Consider the following 18095-nt stretch of genomic DNA (forward strand, 5'->3'; position numbering starts at 1 on the left):
TGACATTATATAGCCTGTAACTATATAGTATTTCAGGTAATGCTGTATATCAAGGAGGTGATTTAAGAGTGTTAGTAATGGAGTACAAAGCAGTTGTCAAAAAACCACAAGCAAAAGCTATAGATGAAGCTATTCGCACAAGTCAGTTTGTCAGAAATAAAGTGCTTAGATATTGGATAGATAATCGTGGTATTGGCAAGAAAGAATTGTACCAATACAACACTCAATTAAGAGCAGAATATGAATTCGTGAGAGATTTGAGCAGTCATGCTTGCCAAGCATCTGTTGAGAATGTAGAACGTGCTATCAAGCGTTTCTACGACAACTGCAAAACTAAAAAGCAAGGATTGAAGGGCTATCCAAGATTTAAAAAACATAGTCGCTCTGTTGAATACAAACAACAGTCTTGGAAATTACACCCAACAAAACGACGAATAACATTCACTGACAAGAAAGGTATTGGTGAACTCAAATTATTGGGCAAGTGGGATATCCATACTTATCCTGTTGAGCTAATCAAAAGAGTTAGGATCGTTCGTCGTGCAGATGGGTATTATGTGCAGTTTTGCGTAAAAGTTGATAACAAGCAGGAAGCACCATTAACTAATTCTGTTATTGGTATTGATGTGGGATTGGAATACTTCTACTCTGATTCTTTCGGCAAGCATGAAGAAAACCCGCGATACTTGCGTAAAGCTGAGAAAGATATCAAACGGGTTCAGCGTAAAATTTATAAAAAGAAAAAGGGGTCATCTGGTAGAAGGAAAGCTCGTGGTGTTTATGCTCGTAAACATTTGAAAGTAACTCGACGAAGGAATGAACACGCCAAAAAATTGGCGCGTAACTTATGCCTAGCTAACGCTAAGGTTGTCTTGGAAGATTTAAATGTTAGTGGGTTGGTGAGAAACCACAAACTTGCCAAGAGTATTTCTGATGCGTCTTGGTACAACTTCCGCCAGTGGCTTGAATACTTTGGAGAGAAATTAGGTCGGGAAATAATTGCTGTCCCCCCTCATTTCACCAGTCAAGAATGTAGTAACTGTGGTGCTAGAGTTCAGAAATCACTTAGTACTAGAACTCATTCTTGCTTGCATTGTGGTCACGTTGAACAACGTGATGTGAATGCTGCCAAAGTAATTTTAGGTCGTGCAAACGCTACCGGAGGGCATCCGGGAAGTAACGCCAGTCGAGATGTTCCCTCTACTTCTGTTGGACGCAAGTCCAGTAAAAGCAAGGAGCGTCAGTGACGCTGGAATCCCCTGCCTTCAGGCATGGGGAGTGTCAATTTGATGTAGATACTCAGCTAGCCCTACTTTGGTTCGGTTACTTGGATCTTAAAGAGCAGCTAAATCCAGCACCTCCTGAAAGCGTTCAAGCTATAGCTAAAGCACTGTTCGACCAAATCCAAGAGTTGTCTAAAGAAGAGCAACTGCAAGCACAACGCGACATTATCAATGGTACAAACCAAACCTATAATAGTCTAAGTCCTAATGCTAAATTAGACGTTTGGTTGCTGCTGGCACAAGGAATGGACAATGGAAGCGTCATCCAAGTACCATCCGACTATCAACTTCCTGATGAAACGGATGAATTTGTGGCATTGATCAAAAAGCTAGAGTTTGAGCAACGCGTTAATTTTATGTTGAGTGTGGTGCAAGCATTCGGTTAGTTAAGTCTAACAACTCTCAATACTTTCTAGAATTGGGGATAACTGAAAGTAGCAAATTAAACTAAATCTGGCTGTTTTGCTCTACTTTAATAGTCTTTAAGTTAGAACTACCGCAAAGATGAGTATCTTTGCGGTAGTCTTGATGTAAATTTTGCGAAGTTGGGAAAATTAAACTTGATTCAGATTTTTTCCAACCGCACGATCGCATTATAATCAGGTACACCTTCAAGCGATCGCTTACTTTTATCTAGTAGCACATTCCCTTCTGGCCAATGTACTTGTAAGTTTCCTGACTGAATTGGCGCAATGTAGACTTGACAGAACAACTCGCCTAAATCATTCTTAAGAAGGACGCGATCGCTATCTTTTAAACCCAACAGTGCCGCATCAGCAGCATTCATTAGCACCGCCTCTCGCATTGCCCCAGTAATTGCATCCTTGCGTTCCTGCACCATACTATTAAATTGTTTGCCTCGGCGCGTTGCTACTAAAAAATAACCCTCTGGTAATTCTCTTTGGCGTGGCAATAATACGCCAAAATGTGCTTTACCATCTGCTGTAGGGAAATTCCAGCCAAAGCATAAATGTGAGCCACCATATTGAAACTGATCGCCAGCTTGCTGTAAGTGTTGAATACCAGCATATTGGGGCACAACTTGAGCAATTTCTTGACGGATAGCAGCTGTGTCAGCAAAAGCCAGCTTATCTGCCAAATCTGGTTTTACCCGCTTTGCCAACTCTAAAAACACTTCCCACTCAGGACGCGCTTCTCCAATGCGCGGCCCCGGAATCTCTGGACTGAAAATTACCCGGCGTTCGGTGTTAGTTTCTGTGACTCCCCCTGGTATTTCGTAGCGAGTTGTCGCAGGTAAAAGCACCACAGTATCAGCAGGTTCTACCAACATCTGGCTGGAGAGAACAATATCTATATGTACCCGCAACGATATTTTCTTCAGCGCCGCTTCCACATAATCCGGTTCTGGTAGCACTTCTAAAAAATTCCCGCCTACAGAAACCAACACATCTAATTGCCCCTGATGTGCGGCATTAATCATTTCTGGAGCAATTAAACCTTTACTTACTGGCACATCAAAGCCCCAATGCTGACTCAATTGGGCAGCATTTTCTGGGGTGATAGGTTTACCACCAGGAAATACTGTCGCGTAACATCCCATCTCTGCACCACCCTGTACCCCAGAGTGACCGCGAATTGGCATTAAACCGCAGCCTTCCCGACCGACAAAACCTTTAGTGAGAGCTAAGTTAATGATACTTCGCACATTATCTTCGCCGCATTCATGTTGAGTAATGCCCATACTCCAAACAAATACGGCTTTATTCGCTTCTTTGACCATTTTGGCAAAGGCGTACATTTCATCGCGGGATGTTCCAGAAAGCCGCTCTAATTCTTCCCAAGATTGATTTTCTAACGATGCTTTGAGTTGGGCAAAGCCATCTGTATATAAATTTATAAATGACTGGTCTACCCAATTGTTAGCAATTATATGTTTAATAGTGCCATTTAAAAATGCTATATCCCCGCCCATGTTGATTAAGAAGAAATCTTCGGCAAACTTTGTACCGAAAACGGCACTTTCTACAATTGAGGGAACCCAGTAGCGTTCCATTCCTGGTTCGCGGTAAGTATTAATAACTACAATCTTTGTGCCAGCTTTTTTAGCATAATGGAGATACTTGACGGTAACAGGCTGATTATTGGCAACGTTAGAGCCAATGAAGACTAATAAATCAGTACCAATCCAGTCTTTATAAGAACAAGTAGTAGCCCCTGCACCCAAAGCAGCTTTCAGTCCTGCTGTACTGGGAGAATGGCAAATGCGGGCAGCATTATCAATATTATTGCTTCCCATTGCTCGCACAGCTTTTTGGGTAGCATAATAAGTTTCGTTGACAGTACCGCGACTGGTAACATAGAAACTTAGACGGTCTGGTGTAGTGGAACGGATGCGATCGCTAATTACTCCTAAAGCTTCATCCCAACTCACACGGCGAAAGCCTTTTTCTCCTAGTTGACGAATCATCGGGTACGGGAGTCTTCCCAAGTCGCGTAATTGGGCACTTTTTTGCTTTTGTAACTGCGAAACATCTTCCAATAGCACAGGGTCAAAAGCTGGCATAGTATTCATCCGCAACAACCGCAACCGGACATTGCAAAGATGGATGCCATCTAAAGTCCAATCCTTCATTCCGGTTGTTCCAAGAGCGCAACCATCGCAGACACCTTTATTTAGGATATTCCACGTATAAGGTAGTTTGTCACGAGATAGCCAGATTGCCCGAAATACCTCCCAGTAATTATTAGGATACTGTTCGCCAATACCAAATGGCTTCCAACTTGCCCAATTTGAAGGTGTCCAGTGCTTTTTGGGTTTAGGTAGCATGATGCAATGTGTAAGTTGCTGGATTCTCTTAGGCTATCGTTTTGATTATGAAATGAGTAGCAGACAGTTAAAAATCCTTCTACTTACTGAATATGCCAAAATGAGAGAGTAAAAGTTGCTTTTGCTTGCTGAATATAGCCAAATGAGACGGTAAAAGCTGCTTTTATTTGCTAAATATACCCAAATGAGACATTAAAAGCAGCTTTTGCTTGCAGAATATGCCCAAATGTGACATTAAAAGCAGCTTTTGCTTGCAGAATATACTGAAATGTGACATTAAAAGCTGCTTTTGAGACAGTAAAAGCAGCTTTTGTTTGCAGAATATACTGAAATGTGACATTAAAAGCAGCTTTTGAGAAACAAAAAGCAGCTTTTGAGAAAGCAATTGCAGATTTTGCTTATTGAATTTAGTCAAAATATGAAGTTCAGGTAAATTATTGAAAGTATTTTTTATCATTTTCGATGCCCAAGTTAGTTTTATCTCAATACTGCGTAGGTTTTGCCCAAAAAAGCACTCCGGGGTAGGTTGGGGAGCCACTGCGTTGGGCGGCTCTTGCCGACTTGTACCCCTACGGGCAATACGGTTCGGATAAGCATTTTTCACTTTCCTTGTGGTCTGGGGAAAGGGTAAGGGGTAAAGGGTAAAGGATGTATTGAAAACCTTTCCCCTTTTCCCTTTGCCCTTTAACCGAACCGTATTGCCCCTACGGGGAAGCAAGCTACGCCTTTGGCGTTCCCGCAGGGTAGCAAGTGGCGTTTGAGGAACCTAGCAAAATCCCGCAGAGTAACCCAACATTTTCTTTCTCTTTGTTGGGTTTCACTACCTTCAACCCAACCTTGTATCTTAGAAACAGTAGTAGTTCAAATAAAAATCCCTGCCAAAGTTGACAGGGATAGTAGTTTTTAGCCGGGGCTTGTCTGCTAACTAAGCTGTTCCACATTTAAATTGCATAATTACGGCGGGCAAGATGCCCACCCCACAAGAGTTATATAAATTTTAGATATGCAAACTAGATGTGGTTTAGCTTAACAAAATCTTTGTGGGCAGCGACAAGCATCTGAGCTTGCCTTAAAACGTTTCCGAATAAATAAAAAGGAATCTGCCAAGCTGCAACGGTAACTTCTTTGACTATATCTTGTACACTAATTGCAATTAATTCATGCTCTGGTGGCTCTCCCTCAATTGTACCAGACCAAGTAAAAGCTAATAAGAAATCATCGTCTCCAGGCAAGGATGCAATTAAGCATTCTTCTGGTGTTGGCTGACAAATAATTCCATGATCGTTTGCAAGTTCTACTAGTCTTTGAAATCTATCTATGTTCGTCATTTGTCCTTGGGATGTAATTGAATTTCAGTTTTAGAAAGAATCATATTTTTATCTTCATAACTCAATTTAGTTGCTTAATGCCATAAATTACGAATTACAAATTATTAAGGAGTTATAGGAGTTGGTTCAGGCTTAAGTTCAAAATATTACCGCGATCGCCTGCTTCTATCAGCAACAATTGTTACTTTTTTAAAAAATCTCGACTACCTACTTTTTCGGTTGACTGTAGTTATATACACCTCTCTTTGTTACCATTTCAATATTGAGTCTTAATCTCACCCAGCCTAGATTCATCATTCTGATGGTAATCGGGTCAGGAGATTAGGTACAGGAAAGGGACGATTTTGTAAAATTTTAAACTTACTAACGCTTGCATCATAAGCAAAGACTTCACCACTTTCTATTTCATAAATCCAGGCATGAAGGGTAAGCTGATTACTATGTATTTTAGAGCGAATTATTGGGTATGTTTCTAGGTTTTCTATTTGAGTTAATACATTTTGCTCAATTGCAATTTTTAACAGTTTATCACTGGGGCAATCCTTATAGTTGTCTAAGACAAGGCGGCGAGTAGCTTCACCGTAATGCTTTAACCAGTCATAAACTAAAGGCATTTGTTGAGCAAGACTACCTATTTGTAATAGCCCTCTCATTGCTCCACAATTGGAATGACCACAGATGACAATAACTTTAATATCTAAAGCTTGGACAGCATATTCTATACCTGCTCCTTCACTGTTATTCAGCATTCCATAAGCAGGAATTATATTACCAATATTACGGATAACAAATAATTCTCCTGGTTGACTTTGAGTAATTAAACACGGATCGATACGCGAGTCAGAGCAAGTTATAAATAATACTTCTGGGTTTTGAGCTTGGGAGAGTTGTTCAAACAACTCTCGATGTGTAACAAAGTAGTTGTCATGAAACTCATTTAGACCTTCAATTATGCGTTTAATAGACATAGTTCAATTTTTATCATTAAAATATATTTGGTGTTGAATTGACTTGTTGTTCAGTAATTTTACGTGTATAAACTCCTGGCATTAAGATGGAAGAAGAAACGCTTACTTCTAGGAAGACCGAAAAGTAGCGTATAAAATTAACTTTATTAAAGTTATTTAATGTGCAATCAATTTGGCATCAGAGACAATACATACTCGTCCAAATTTTTTCAGAAGAGGTCTGATAGTTCTACAGGTTTATACTTTTAATTCTCTGTATATACACTTAATACGTATCGATTTATCAATGCCTGTGTCTGTAAATCATCGATACCTAAAATAAAATCAGACTTGAATTCATAACAAATTACCTGGTAATTGGGAGTATAGAATGTCTTTCCCTGCCCCTTTTGCTCAGAATATGGCAATATATCAATATATAAAGTTGTAGCTAACCGCCTACGTAGAGGTTTAACGTGGATACCATTGCAATTCCTGCTCTAAATCGGCCAGTGGATGCCACGGTAGAAATTCCTGGTTCTAAAAGTCTTACTAATCGGGCGTTGCTTGTCGCAGCTTTGGCACAAGGTGACTCCCTTTTAGAAAATGCTTTATTTAGTGAAGATAGCGAGTATTTTGCCAAATGCGTAGAACAATTGGGCATTCCGATTACGCTAAATCCTGATCTGGCACAAATCCGAGTGGCGGGGAGAGGAGGCGACATTCCAGCGAAACAGGCAGATTTATTTGTGGGTTTGGCAGGTACAGCAGCACGATTTATCTCGGCGCTGGTAGCTCTGGGGAACGGCGAATATCGCCTAGATGGCGTTCCCAGGATGCGAGAACGACCGATGGGCGACTTGTTGACGGTGCTGCAAACGGGTGGAGCAACCGTTAACTTTGAGGGAAACTCTGGGTTTATGCCCTACACCGTCTATAGCCAAGGATTCACTGGCGGAAATTTTCGGTTGAAAGCCAACCAAACAAGTCAGCAACTTTCGGCATTGCTGATGATTGCCCCTTATGCTCAACAAGATACGAACATTGAGGTTGAGGGGACATTAGTTTCTCAATCTTACGTCAAAATGACCTGTCGTCTGATGGCAGATTTTGGCGTGGAGGTAATTCAAATCGGCGATAATCAATTTCAGATTAAAGCAGGTCAACGTTACCAAGCTCGACATTACACAGTAGAACCCGATGCGTCAAATGCTTCTTACTTTTTTGCCGCCGCCGCCGTCACGGGTGGACGGGTGCGCGTTAAACATTTGACCAAACAATCCTGTCAGGGTGATATTCTCTGGCTAAATGTTTTAGAACAGATGGGTTGTCAAATTAAAGATTCGGATGATTATACCGAAGTGACGGGGCCGAAGCAATTGCAAGGCATCGATATTGATATGAATGATATATCAGATTTGGTGCAAACATTAGGAGCGATCGCGCCTTTTGCCAGTTCAACGATTACCATTCGGAATGTGGAACATATTCGATACAAGGAAACCGATCGGATTAAAGCTGTGGTAACAGAGTTGCGTCGGCTAGGAGTCCAGGTTGAAGAATTTCCAGATCAACTGAAAATTGAGCCTGGCCCCGTTACCCCGGCGGCAATTGAAACTTATCACGATCATCGAATGGCGATGGCTTTTGCTGTCACTGGCTTGAAGGTTCCAGGGATTGTAATTAAAGATCCTGGCTGTACAGCGAAAACTTTTCCAGATTACTTTACCCGATTCTTCCAAATGTTAGAACAATAAAAAATTAGTGCCGAAAGGCGGAAGTCAACAGTCAGCACAATTCGCAATTCGCAATTCGCAATTCGCAATTAAAGCCCACGGATAAATCCGGGGGCTTGAACCAAGCAAAGTTTAAAATTTATCTATCCATAAATAAATTTAGGGGCTTGTACCATCAAGGAATAATTGGTCAAAATTTTGTATATCAATAAAAGATTGTTTTTCATTACGTTGGCTTCCTCACCCGCCTGGAACTAAAGTTCTTTGGCTAATAGTTAAAGTCTACTGAAGTAGACTAAAGATTTTTGGCTATATTTATTTATTAAGAAATAACTTTGTTCCTTGCGGGACATGATTCTGGTTTAACGCGAAAAAATTCATAGAATAGAATGCGATCGCCTACCCGCCTGTCATAGGCGATCGCAAATTTTGATACTCTACAATCTCGACAATTGATTTTATTTTTACCTCTAATTAAAGTTTGCTTAAACTCCTGATTTTAAAATGTGATGTCTTCAAGCAATTGAAGACTTATTTCTTTTTCTTGAAAAGGCAAAAATCATTGATTTAGATCGCTATTCTAATCTGTGATAAATACTAGTTTGGGAAAGAAGGAAGTTAGAAACTAACTATTTCTATACTTTGCAGTGTGCATTGGTTACAGAAGTTTATAGTGAGGAAAACTGAGATGAAATTGGTTCCCCAATTAGTGCTTGCTGCTACTAGTGTTACTTTAGCCCTTGGGACTGTAGATGGAAAATCTGTATCTGCTGCAATTATTAATTACGCTTTCACAGTTGATAGTCCGGTAAATAAGGGAAATGGCTTTTTTAGCTTTGATGACTCAACTTTTAGTAATGAAGCTAATCCAGTAGCAGCCATTAAATCACTCTCTTTCCAATTTGACGGTGATACTGTTTACACTGAACAAGATGATACCAAATATCCAGAGTTTCCTGTTGTATTTCCAACCACATCTTCAACAGGACAAACGTATTTCGGATTAGATTATTTATTCAATGATAAATCTAATCCTTCCAGTTCTATTAGTTACGAAATCATCGGTGAGGATTTTACAGCTTTCTCTAGAACTTCTCCAGATGCTGAACTCATATCAGGTAAAGTTTCGTATACACAAGTGCCTGAATCTACACCTTTAATTGGCGCTCTTTTTGCTTTTAGCCTTGGCTGGATGATGAAGAAAAAGGTTAAAGTCTAACCTTGATTAAGTTGATATTAACACTTTCTTTGCCAAGGATTAATCTCTTATTAGTAGGCTTTTATGTGGCAAAAGAACATCTAACACAATGATAGCAAGATAAAAATTGAGAATTAAAACCTGATGGTAAGAGAATTGTTTACGAAGTTTGTCTACGATTCCCTGTCTTCTTTGTGTTAGCTGTTGCTGTGTTTTAAGTTACCTGTTAGCCAGGAGTAAACAATGGTAGATTACCGGAATTTTGAGCAGTTCCTGCACAGTCGAATGAAACGACGGAACTTAATTATCGGAGCAGGAGCATTGTCTGGTTTAGCGATCGCTAACCAATTTTCTTCTCAAAGAGCGATGTCTGCCGACAAGCCGCTACGCGTCTACGCTAGAAGCAGATTTTCTAATTATCCTTTCACTTTGGGTGTAGCGTCGGGTGAACCCTATCCTAGCAGTGTAGTGCTGTGGACTCGTCTGGCTCCTGAACCCTTAAACGGAGGTGGAATGCCACTTGTTAATGTGCCAATTCGCTGGGAAGTAGCAACTGATCCCGACATGAGGCGCATTGTCTCCAGAGGTACGGTACTTGCAACTCCAGAACTAGCTCATTCAGTTAGAGTTGTGGTAGAAGGACTCCAATCTGATACTTGGTACTGGTATCGTTTTCTTGTTGGACAAGACGCTAGTCCTATTGGTCGTACTCGGACAGCGCCTCTAGCAAATAGCTATTTGAGTAAATTTAACTTTGCTCTAGTCTCCTGCCAAAATTATCAGCAGGGATTTTATACCGCCTACAAATATCTAGCACAGGACGACCTCGATTTAGTAGTGCATGTTGGTGATTACATCTATGAAGGGGGAATCTCAAACAATGGCCCCAGACAACACAATAGTTCAGAAATTTTCACCTTAGAAGATTACCGCAACCGTCACGCCCTCTATAAAACCGATACCAATCTCCAAGCAGCTCATGCAGCGTTTCCTTGGATTGTTACCTGGGATGATCACGAAGTAGAAAACAATTACGCCAACGACATCTCAGAAATTGATACTGAACCAGATCAGAATCGAGCAATTTTCCTCCAACGTCGGGCTGTTGCTTATCAAGCTTACTACGAACACATGCCACTGCGCCCCTTCTCGCGTCCTTTTGGCCCCGATATGCAACTTTTCCGTCGGCTCTCCTTTGGTAACTTAGCTACCTTCCATGTCCTAGATACCCGCCAATATCGCACCGATCAGCCCTGTGGTGATGGTACTAAAGAACGTTGCCCAGAAAACTTAGATCCGAATGCAACGATTACCGGTAAGGTGCAGGAGAATTGGCTATATGATGGTTTAAATAATTCACAGTCCAAGTGGAATATTTTGGCACAGCAGGTTCCGATCGCTCAAAGAGACATGACACCAGGAGCAGGCGGAACTTACAGCATGGATAAATGGGATGGTTATGTGGCTTCGCGCGATCGCCTCATGGCTTTCCTTGGACAGCGCCGCCCTTCTAATCCAGTATCCTTGGCAGGTGATGTGCATTCCCACTGGGCGATGAACTTGAAGGCTAACTTTGATAAGCCAGAATCCGCCACCGTTGGTAGTGAATTCGTCTGTTCTTCAATTACCTCCGGTGGCGATGGAGCAGATACTAATCCCACCGTTGAAGCTTACTTACCAGATAACCCACACATTAAGTTTTTCAACGGTCAACGGGGATATGTTCGCTGTGCGCTGACTCCTACAACCTGGAAGTCAGATTATTTAGTTATGTCAAATGTCACAACCCCATTTGGCACAATTAGTAAACGCGCTTCATTTGTGGTTGAAGATGGCCGTCCAGAGATACAACAAGCTTAATCGTTTAATTTCCAGGTTAGGACTTACGCAAAAATTGCTAAAAAGCTTAATTTCTCGAACCGCCAAGACGCCAAGAGCGCCGAGAATTCGTAGAGTGTGCGTAAGTCCTACAGGTGTTGAAAAAGAGGCAGGGGGCATGGCGCAGGGGGCAGGGGGAATTAACTTCCCCGAACGCGAGTGTGTCTCCAAGAGTTGGGGCTGATCTCTTTCTCCTGCCTTTTCGTTGAAACTAGACAATCACAAATGAATACAGATAAATATCAGTGTCAATACTGCGTAGGTTTTGGCTAAAAAATAAAAATGTGTAGATTGGGTTGAGGAACGTAGCAAGATCCCGCAGGGTAACCCAACATTTCCAGGGTTTTGTTGGGTTTCACTAAAGTTCAACCCAACCTACAAATCTTCTTAACCGAGTAGTATTGATATCAGTGTTTACCTATAATATTTAGAACAAAAAAAGTGGCTCTGCAATCAGCAGAACCACTAAAGCTTTTGCAAACCTGTTCTAACTTAACGAACTGCCCCTTGAGCAGAAACAGTATCAATCGGTTTCATTAGGTACAAGCGTAATAACTGCCAGCCATTAGAGATGTAAAGCGGCAGTTTTTGGAAGAATTGCAAGAATTTAGGAGTGCTGGAGTTAGCGATCGCACCCAACTTCTCGTTATTGCTTATACAAGTATCCAACCGTTGATAAAACTCTGGATTTTCTACATCTAGCATCAGGGGGAACACTCGACCTGCGTTTTCGTTAGTCTTCTTAATTACATGGATGTCGTATTCTCGCGCATCCAATCCAAGGGTGGCATAAAAGTCCTTGCGTTGGATGTCATTGAGATACATTGTCGCAAACACCGACAACAGGAAGAACCGACTCCACAGCCTGGCTTTCCAATCATTCAATATTTGCGGTTGGGATTTCATAATCGCATCAAAGAAATCGCCGTGACGGTTTTCATCCTGACACCAGTTCTCAAAGAACCGGAAGATTGGATAAACCCGGTCTTCGGGATGTGCTTCTAAATGGCGATAAATGGTGATATAGCGCCAATAACCAATCTTTTCAGAAAGATAAGTAGCGTAGAAGATGAATTTCGGTTTAAAGAAGGTATAACTGCGGCTCTTAGTCAAAAACCCTAAATCTAGGGACAGATTAAAGTCCGACAAAGCTTTGTTCAAAAAGCCAGCGTGACGTGCTTCATCCCGTGACATCAGGTTAAAACATTCTGCCAAGACGGGGCTTTTGTCTTTCAAGCGACGACCCAGTTCTTTATACAGCAAAAAGCCGGAAAACTCTGCCGTACAAGAACGTTCTAGAAACTCAACGAACAATCGGCGAGTTTCCCCGTCAATATGATCCCAGGATTGGTCAAACTCGGCATCCCGAACAAAGTGATGGCGGTTGTAGTCGGTGCGGAACTCTTCGAGAATGGCTTGTAACTCGTCTTCATTGACGGAAATATCCATCCGCGCCATTTCATCAAAATCGGTAGTATAAAACCGAGGTGTTAACAGGGTTTCTTTTGCCGGGACTTTAATCCCTGGCCGGATTTCTTCAAAGCCTGGTTTTTTGAGGGAATCTACCATGTCTTGATTGCTCTTTCGTCTTTATTATCTTAAGTAGACCAGAAAGCCAAGGTTAAAGCTCTGGCAAGGCCTGACAGCCCAGAATAATCCAATTGTATAAAGTTCAGTCTACCAAGGTGCGGGTTAGAAATTTGCAAGCAAAAGATTAAGAGTTGCAACAATCATTCAATGTTTACGGAACCAAGAATCGCGGATTAGTAGTCAAATAAACGTAGTTCAGTGATTAGCACTGTTTCAAGTAAGTGGAATAGCACGCACCTATTGTAATCTTAAAGCATTGCTATCTCAGTAATTTTCTGTAGTTTTTACTACAATATGGAAAACCCATCTTAGACAACAAGAGCAAATCCAAAGGGTTGAAAAGCAAGATGAATCTTGAAAACAATCAGCATAAAGACCGACTTCTTGTCTCTTACATCTTGTGTGCAGTCGGATTTATCGGGGTGGGAGGATTGCACCGTTTCTACAATGGCAAGATCGGGACTGGTTTGTTGTGGCTGTTGACTGGTGGTGTGTTTGGTATAGGGCAGATCGTGGATTTGTTCTTTATCACCGATATGGTTAACAACTACGAACACAAGTTAAGACTAAAAGCAGGCGTATCTCCCTTCGGTGTGCCGTTGAATCAAGCAGTGGTTGCTTCTCAAGTCCACCACCCAACAGGTAACCAACTGATGGTTAAACTGATCGAAGCAGCGGAGAGCAAAGATGGTATTTTAACTGTCACTCAAGGCGTAAAGTTCACTGGAGCTAGCTTTGCTGAAGTGGAAGCTACTCTCAATGAGATGTACAAATCAGGTTATGTAAAAATAGATAACGACCCTAATACTGGAGCCGTTATCTACCATTTCCACGAACTTTAAATTGTCATTTGTCCTTTGTTAAAAAAAACAATGACTAATGACTAATGACCAATGACTAATTTATACCTAACCACTTTTGACCACCCAAGCGCTGAACTAAGCCATATACCAACAAATCGAGGGTAATTTTGCGCTCATCGATTAAGAATGACTCAAGAGTACTAGGTTTTTTGCCTTCATTACAAGAAAATCCCTTTTTGCCTTGAATATCTTCTTCTGGGAAATACAGATTAAACTGACGCAAACCTGTTTCTTTCCAACTACCGGTAATTTGCCAGCATTCTTCGGCAGATTCAAAGCCAGTGATTGGCACTTTTTGCTTGGCAAAAGACACCTGTAAATCTTTCACGCCTTGTTGAGCGATCGCTTTTTGTAAAGCAGGCAAGTAGTCTTGCTCGATAAACTCTACAAATGGCTTATCTTCAACAGATGGGGCTTTTTCCTTTTTGGCGGCTTTAGCTGCGGCTGCGGGTTTCTCTCCGGTTGCTGCGGCGGCGGCGGGTTTTTCTCGCTTGGGTGATGCAGCAGCTGGTTTAGCAGCATTAGGGTTATCTTCGGGGTTTGCAGCTTTAGGATCTGGCGTGTTAGCAGTAGGAAGGTCTGTTGCTTCGGGTGAGTCTGTACTAGGAGCGTGTTCTTGGGCCACACTGGGAGCTTGCTGGTCAACTGTGCTGGGAGCTACTTCTCCCGCTTGATTGTGATTGGTTGGGTCTGCCATTGCTCAGGTCAATCCTTTAATCTAGCTTTTGGAGCGATCGCTCACCTTGATGTATCGGGTATTTTTATTTTGACATACTAATGCAGCAGGCCAAAAATAACTGTGCAGTCTGGAAAATAAGCCAGGGGCTAACGCTCAGGGTAAAATAGCTACTGCCGTTAGACTCATCCAGAGCTGCTTCAAGGTAGCTTTGTTCGACTATCTCCCATAGATTAGGATCAGAAGTATCAAGGCGCAAAGGTTTTTTATAAATAAAACATTATAAAAGTAAATCAGATTGCGTAGCTTGCCGCCGTGGGCATCGCCAGTAAAATGTTAAGCATTAATTTCTGTTAAGTAGGTCGGGGTAAATAATTATCGTTGGGATAAGGCAGGGGCAGGGGGCAGAGAGAAAGAGAGTTTGAGCCTTGTTTACTTTTCTTTACACAGTTTGGTTTTATTATGCCAACTTACTTAGCTCCTCAATAACTACGCCAGAGTTCTTGCAGAATTGGTTAAAGGGCAAAGGTAAAGAGATGAGATTTTCTTTTTATCTTTGCCTTTTAACTTTTTTATTCTTTTTGTTAAACGTACTTTCAAGTGAATAGGGCTAAGACTTACGCACTGTAGAAATTAATCATGGTAACCATTTATCAAAATAGGTTTTTTCAGGCTTTTATTAGTCATTTATTCATGATAAATACACCCACGCTGTAGGGATAATTAATAAGTTAGCCCTAAGACAGATGTGTTTTTAAAACATCTATCTTTGGTAGTTACTGCCAATGTATAAGTCTTAATACCAATAGCGATCGCCTGCGAAAATTAAATCGTTTAATAGCTATTAAAACAGTCTAGTTATGCTTGCATCAGTAAATAAAATAAATTAGTAACTATTAAATTTAACCGAAATATTATGAAATCTTAACATTCCTCAAATATAGTCTTATTAAGATAATTCCAAATACAGTTTTTAACCTTAAATTTTGACTTTTAATCGGCAAATTAAAGGCTCTTTTCTCTTTATTGATTGAGTAAATATTAACTATAACAGTATTGAGTTAAGTTGTCCTAGCCTGTTTATAGTCAAAGGTTTAGTAGTATTTCAATTTTGCAAGCTTATAGGCTATATAAGCAAGGTAAAACAACGTGGATTAGCTTTAAACTCTAGTCTGCAAAGATTAGCTTTGCTGATGTCGTTAAAGACTTTTAGTCAGATAGCAATTTGCACATTTGGAATGCTGCATATTTGGAATGTTCCTAAAAATTTAACAGGTTTCAATAAGGAGAAAATTCTCATGGCTCTTTACGGCTATACCATTGGAGAAGATCGCGATCAAAACCCTAATAATGGCAAGCAACTTGACGTTTACCGCTTTTTGATCCCTTCCGCACCTACAACTTCACCTATTACTCCCACACTAGTAGGTACAGTCAATATTGCAGGTACTGTTACTAACGCAGATCTAGAAGGTTTGGCAACTAACCCCGCTACCAATAGGGTAAGTGCGGTTAACGAAGCACGGGCTACTGATCTTCCAAATGATCCAGGTCCTGTTATTGTCGTTAATAATGTAGATCAGCCTTTTGCTCCAGCCCAGGTTTCACCAACTCGTACACCATCTAACCTAGTGCGTTTTGGATTTGAGTCAGGTGCTGGCTTTAGTGGTCAACAAAATGCTCTGTACAACATTTCAGGAAATAAAACTGCTAATCTTGGTGGAGAACAAGTAGGAAGCTCACTTTATAAAATTACTACAGCTAATCCTGGAACTATTAGCCTTGTAGACGCTTTTGGCGCACCTACTACTGCTGCACAAATACAAGGAACTCAACCTACCAACCCTGGAAAATTTGCCGATGGATTAGCTATCGACAATCTCAATCCTGGTAATACTCGTGCTTTTGCTAGTGATTTCCGTACCAGTGATGGAAATGGAAACAATCTTTACAAAGTCGATCTGCTCACTGGTGAGCTATCTGCGCCGATTGCTCTGAGAAATTCTTCAGGGCAACCTTTGAATGTCAACGCAGATTCTGATTTGTCATTTACTAACAGTGGATCTCAAAGATTGATCGGTTGGCTGGAAACTGGTGCTGTCTATGAGATCACAGGCTATCAAGATGAACTTACTGCATCAGGTCTAGGTTTAGGTAGTGCCACAGGTACTAATGGCGCTGGCTTTGCAACTGCCACCTTAATTGGTAACGTTACTTTACCAAATGCTTTGGCATCACAACCCGTTCAGTATGAAGGCTTTGCAATTGTGAATGAATAACAGTCGTTAGGATAATCTTTCTTCAACTCTTGTAAACCTACTTTTATAAGAGTTGAAGAACGGAGCTAAACGCGATTATGATAGGTTAACGGAGTTTGTAGTAAGCACTCTAGACCTTAAATAAGGGCTACTACCATTTAAAGTTCTATTTGATGAGCCATTAGAGCCTAAAGTTAAGGTTTCTCTCAAAATTAATTTATTGTTGTCACTCGATAGACAAATATCTGTTCCTTCAATGACTTTCTTTAACAAATTTTTCAACAACCTATAACCATGTTTTTCTCTTTCTTGTTCAAAATTTGGGATATTATCTTTCAAGATTGTGTGAATTTTAGGCAGAATAATACCACCTTCTTTAAGCTGACTTAATTGCTCAAAATTATTCTTTAAATCCTGCAAAACTTTATTAGTTACTACTAAAATATCATCATTTAATGGACTCTCGCTAATTACTTCATTAATTGGAATCTCCTTTCTTTTTGGTTGGGGAGCAGGTATAGTTATAAAGCAATCACAAACAGACTTGAAAATACGATTAATTTGTACTTCATAAGCACATCCAATTACAGTCTTTCCATATTCATGAAGCTTTTTAGCTAAAGCGGCAAATGCACCATCACCTGATACAATAACGAAAACTTGCAGCGTAGGACGACTTTGGGCTAATTCCATGATATCAATGGCTAGTTGCATATCTGCTGCATTCCGTTTGTGACTATAATCAAAAATTTGAATTGCTTCGATGCCAAGTTCTTGAATCTCATTCTTGAGTGGCTTTAATCGAGAATCACTCCAGTCAGCATAAGCGCATTGGATAGCTATTTTATTAACTAGGGTAGTGTTTTCCAAATTTGTTTGAATTTCTTTTAGAGAAAAATTTAAGTTAGGGTTGTTTCTACCCATTGTTAAGTTTTCAATATCATAAAAAATAGCTGTGTTAAACTGCTCAGTTTTAGGCGAAATGTTAATTGTAGTAAACTGCTCTACACGACTCTGACGTTGCTTTAACTCTTTAAACTCAGCTATTAAAGATGTTAGATTTATTTTTGATTCAGAATTTCCTTCTTCCTGTTTTAACTGTGTAATTGTTGTTTTTAAGTCATTAACTTGCAGCTTTGCTTGTTGCAATTCTTCTTGTAATTGCTCAGTTAATGTATTGATTTGAGTCTGGGTTTGAATAGTCTGCTCCCGAAGTTCTCCAATGGTTCTGGAGACAATTAGCTGACGTTGCTGATAGGCTGTTATCAAAGCTTGCTGGACGACATCCCATTCTTTTGGGGAAGCTTCACGGGTACACACTTGCAAAACTGTTTCATAACCTGCGATTGCAATTTCCAAATTACTTGCAAGGTTCCCTTGTTCAAACTCTTGAATAATGGTACTCAGTTTGATAATGACTCTAGCTAAATTAATAGCAATGGCAGGTTCTTTAGCAAAGCGATCGCTCACCCTTTTTCGCAACTTTAAAGCTAAATCACCATTGAGTTTATTTAAGTTCTGTTGCAGAATTGGATATACTTCCTGATTTT

General features: G+C 40.6%; 13 protein-coding genes. 7 read left to right on the forward strand and 6 right to left on the reverse strand.

Translation table 11 applies throughout. From position 1 onward, the window contains the following. Positions 1–77 precede the first annotated feature (77 nt). Both CDC33_RS18750 and CDC33_RS18755 read left to right on the forward strand, forming a co-directional pair. Complete coding sequence (locus CDC33_RS18750) at positions 78–1247, forward strand: RNA-guided endonuclease InsQ/TnpB family protein (RefSeq protein ID WP_244919277.1); 1170 nt, start codon at positions 78–80, stop codon at positions 1245–1247. Next, entirely contained in the window at positions 1244–1669 is a 426-nt protein-coding gene (locus tag CDC33_RS18755; protein ID WP_109009759.1) for an orange carotenoid protein N-terminal domain-containing protein, read from the forward strand. Before CDC33_RS18750 ends, CDC33_RS18755 begins: the two co-directional genes overlap by 4 nt. Positions 1670–1848: 179 nt before the next feature. Here CDC33_RS18755 and CDC33_RS18760 read toward each other — a convergent pair whose 3' ends face one another. The 3 genes from CDC33_RS18760 to CDC33_RS18780 form a co-directional block, all read right to left on the reverse strand. Continuing rightward, positions 1849–4071, reverse strand: coding sequence for an FdhF/YdeP family oxidoreductase (locus tag CDC33_RS18760; protein WP_109009760.1), 2223 nt, complete (start codon positions 4069–4071; stop codon positions 1849–1851). 1010 nt (positions 4072–5081) lie between these two features. Beyond that, complete coding sequence (locus CDC33_RS18775; RefSeq protein ID WP_109009763.1) at positions 5082–5399, reverse strand: hypothetical protein; 318 nt, start codon at positions 5397–5399, stop codon at positions 5082–5084. A gap of 293 nt (positions 5400–5692) precedes the next feature. Then, positions 5693–6367 carry a carbonic anhydrase gene (locus CDC33_RS18780; RefSeq protein WP_109009764.1) on the reverse strand — a complete coding sequence of 225 codons (675 nt, stop codon included), beginning with the start codon at positions 6365–6367 and terminating at the stop codon, positions 5693–5695. Between the two features lie 455 nt (positions 6368–6822). On the opposite strand from CDC33_RS18780, the gene aroA reads away from it, so the two are divergent. From aroA to CDC33_RS18795, 3 genes are all read left to right on the forward strand, one after another. Next, on the forward strand, positions 6823–8103 hold the full coding sequence (gene aroA / locus CDC33_RS18785) for a 3-phosphoshikimate 1-carboxyvinyltransferase (protein WP_109009765.1): 1281 nt from the start codon (positions 6823–6825) through the stop codon (positions 8101–8103). 667 nt (positions 8104–8770) lie between these two features. Beyond that, positions 8771–9301 (forward strand): PEP-CTERM sorting domain-containing protein, encoded by a 531-nt coding sequence (locus tag CDC33_RS18790; RefSeq protein WP_109009766.1) that lies wholly within the window; start codon positions 8771–8773, stop codon positions 9299–9301. A 222-nt stretch (positions 9302–9523) separates the two neighbouring features. Further along, on the forward strand, positions 9524–11140 hold the full coding sequence (locus CDC33_RS18795; RefSeq protein WP_109009767.1) for an alkaline phosphatase D family protein: 1617 nt from the start codon (positions 9524–9526) through the stop codon (positions 11138–11140). 510 nt (positions 11141–11650) lie between these two features. Here the strand turns inward: CDC33_RS18795 and acsF are convergent. Further along, positions 11651–12727: a magnesium-protoporphyrin IX monomethyl ester (oxidative) cyclase gene (acsF, locus tag CDC33_RS18800; protein WP_109009768.1), complete on the reverse strand. Its 1077-nt coding sequence runs from the start codon at positions 12725–12727 to the stop codon at positions 11651–11653. Between the two features lie 368 nt (positions 12728–13095). Here acsF and CDC33_RS18805 point away from each other — a divergent pair, with 368 nt between their 5' ends. Continuing rightward, positions 13096–13590 (forward strand): TM2 domain-containing protein, encoded by a 495-nt coding sequence (locus CDC33_RS18805; RefSeq protein WP_109009769.1) that lies wholly within the window; start codon positions 13096–13098, stop codon positions 13588–13590. Between the two features lie 55 nt (positions 13591–13645). Here CDC33_RS18805 and CDC33_RS18810 read toward each other — a convergent pair whose 3' ends face one another. Beyond that, positions 13646–14308 (reverse strand): DUF2996 domain-containing protein, encoded by a 663-nt coding sequence (locus CDC33_RS18810; protein ID WP_109009770.1) that lies wholly within the window; start codon positions 14306–14308, stop codon positions 13646–13648. Positions 14309–15585: 1277 nt separating this feature from the next. On the opposite strand from CDC33_RS18810, the gene CDC33_RS18820 reads away from it, so the two are divergent. Further along, positions 15586–16566, forward strand: coding sequence for a water stress protein WSP1 (locus tag CDC33_RS18820; RefSeq protein WP_181374225.1), 981 nt, complete (start codon positions 15586–15588; stop codon positions 16564–16566). A gap of 75 nt (positions 16567–16641) precedes the next feature. Here CDC33_RS18820 and CDC33_RS18825 read toward each other — a convergent pair whose 3' ends face one another. Beyond that, positions 16642–18015 (reverse strand): NYN domain-containing protein, encoded by a 1374-nt coding sequence (locus CDC33_RS18825; protein ID WP_181374071.1) that lies wholly within the window; start codon positions 18013–18015, stop codon positions 16642–16644. Positions 18016–18095: the final 80 nt, after the last annotated feature.

Source organism: Nostoc commune NIES-4072, assembly GCF_003113895.1.
GTDB lineage: Bacteria > Cyanobacteriota > Cyanobacteriia > Cyanobacteriales > Nostocaceae > Nostoc > Nostoc commune.

Excerpts from the sequence above, each read along its gene's own strand:
- CDC33_RS18750 (WP_244919277.1), top strand. The coding sequence starts at position 78 with ATGGAGTACAAAGCAGTTGTCAAAAAACCACAAGCAAAAGCTATAGAT.
- CDC33_RS18760 (WP_109009760.1), bottom strand. The coding sequence starts at position 4,071 with ATGCTACCTAAACCCAAAAAGCACTGGACACCTTCAAATTGGGCAAGT.
- CDC33_RS18775 (WP_109009763.1), bottom strand. The coding sequence starts at position 5,399 with ATGACGAACATAGATAGATTTCAAAGACTAGTAGAACTTGCAAACGAT.
- CDC33_RS18780 (WP_109009764.1), bottom strand. The coding sequence starts at position 6,367 with ATGTCTATTAAACGCATAATTGAAGGTCTAAATGAGTTTCATGACAAC.
- CDC33_RS18790 (WP_109009766.1), top strand. The coding sequence starts at position 8,771 with ATGAAATTGGTTCCCCAATTAGTGCTTGCTGCTACTAGTGTTACTTTA.
- CDC33_RS18795 (WP_109009767.1), top strand. The coding sequence starts at position 9,524 with ATGGTAGATTACCGGAATTTTGAGCAGTTCCTGCACAGTCGAATGAAA.
- acsF (WP_109009768.1), bottom strand. The coding sequence starts at position 12,727 with ATGGTAGATTCCCTCAAAAAACCAGGCTTTGAAGAAATCCGGCCAGGG.
- CDC33_RS18805 (WP_109009769.1), top strand. The coding sequence starts at position 13,096 with ATGAATCTTGAAAACAATCAGCATAAAGACCGACTTCTTGTCTCTTAC.
- CDC33_RS18810 (WP_109009770.1), bottom strand. The coding sequence starts at position 14,308 with ATGGCAGACCCAACCAATCACAATCAAGCGGGAGAAGTAGCTCCCAGC.
- CDC33_RS18820 (WP_181374225.1), top strand. The coding sequence starts at position 15,586 with ATGGCTCTTTACGGCTATACCATTGGAGAAGATCGCGATCAAAACCCT.